Source organism: Syntrophomonas sp. UBA5494 (assembly GCF_002426325.1).
In genome coordinates this window covers 9,509-11,040 of record NZ_DIPG01000049.1, presented here as the reverse complement: position 1 = coordinate 11,040, position 1,532 = coordinate 9,509, and the positions used below count along the sequence as shown (strand labels likewise).

Sequence of the window (1,532 nt, the reverse complement as noted above, 5' to 3'; positions counted from 1 at the left end):
TTTTAACCTTAGGCAGCTATGCTGGCTTTCTGCTTGGCAGCCACCGATTTACGGTGGAAGGAGCCGAAAGGAGCCCCTGTCGGCAATACGCTATAGCCGTAATGCACGTTCAAAACCGTGGCCCCGGCTAAATAGAATGAGAATATCGAGACCAGCAACTCTGAATAGGCAGCCACTTCATGCCACATATGTGCATCCCCGATCTGCAAGCTGCTGAAGGACAGACCTAAAAAGAGAAAGTCAATAAAAAAGAATATTAAAAAGAGTACTTTATTGGTCCCCATGGCTCCTACGGTCATGAATAAGGTGAAGATCAAATAACCGAGGAAAGCGAAGCCCAGTTGTTTGGGATCAATAATAGCAGCTTCGTTCAAACCAATAGTGCCATTACCGGTCATCCAGGTCATAGCGACGCCGAACCAGAAAAAGCCGTAAGCGCAAAACGCGGTTCCCCCGAAGGTATTGTTGTGTTTAAAGTCCAGTAATCCTGCGACAAATTGAGCACTTGCGCCCAGAAAAATAGCCCAGGGAATAACATAAGCAGTTCCCTCGGTAATCCCCAGCTTCTGCGAAGAAGCCACCAGCGTAACAATGGCCAACCCCAGCAAGCCTAATGGGGTTGGATTGCCTACCAGTTCCTGAATATGACCGGTTACCTTCATTTCATTAGTCATTTTCTACTATTACCCCCCGTATAATGTGAAATATTGTAATCGGATCTGCCTTGGAAACGTCTTCAGCCGGCCCCCTTTCCCTGCAATAAATTTGTGAAATAAAGTTCTTACGACAAATGCAATTCAACATTTCCGACAGAAAATCCTGCTAAATGACAGCGGCCTTTATATTAGCTGATAGAACGCCCGGCCAGAGCGCTGCTTCAGCTTGTGAGCACGGCAACAAAAAAGCCGTCCTATTGTGGACGGCTGCTCATATACATTTATCAAGTAGTATATAAGCGAAATTAAGAAGGGGTAGGGAAAGTAACGGCTTCACAATAATTGGCTTAGTAAGTTGATAATCAGGTTCATAACCGGTATTCATAAGTTGATAATCAGGTTCATAACCGGGTGTTCATCGGGTACTGCTTCACAACTGTTTGTGATGCTCCCTGCGCCTGATTGTCGGGGATGGGTCTTTATTGCTTCACCTGATAACAATCTATGAGGTGAGTTCGGGAAAGGTGACAGGAGTATGGAGAGATTTTATAAAATAGGTGAGGTGGCTGAGCTGCTGAACATCGAGCAGCACACTTTACGCTACCTGGAAAACAGCCTCAAGATAAAAATCAAGCGTGACGAACGCGGCGACCGGATGTATAGCGAGGCCGATCTGGACACATTGCGCCTGGTTTTGCAGCTTAAAGAAAAAGGGTTGAATACTACTGCCATAAAACTGGCCCTGGAGACCGCACAGGACAGCGAGGACGGCCAGCAGCCCGGGCTGGTCAGCGTCCAGCCAGAGAACAACATCAAAGAAATGGTCAGTATAGCCCGCAGGATCATTGAACAAAATGATGAACTGATGCAGCAAAA

The 1,532-nt window shown here is 46.6% G+C and carries 2 protein-coding genes; one reads left to right on the top strand and one right to left on the bottom strand.

The window, feature by feature from the left end:
* Window positions 1-8 precede the first annotated feature (8 nt).
* On the bottom strand, window positions 9-674 hold the full coding sequence (locus tag B3W37_RS05675; protein WP_481040872.1) for an acetate uptake transporter: 666 nt from the start codon (window positions 672-674) through the stop codon (window positions 9-11).
* A 517-nt stretch (window positions 675-1,191) separates the two neighbouring features.
* Here B3W37_RS05675 and B3W37_RS05670 point away from each other — a divergent pair.
* Window positions 1,192-1,532 (top strand): MerR family transcriptional regulator (locus B3W37_RS05670; protein ID WP_483175024.1); only part of this gene is annotated, 341 nt, incomplete at its 3' end.

Bases quoted from the DNA above. Each gene is read 5' to 3' on its own strand.
- B3W37_RS05675 (WP_481040872.1), bottom strand. From the start codon at position 674: ATGACTAATGAAATGAAGGTAACCGGTCATATTCAGGAACTGGTAGGC.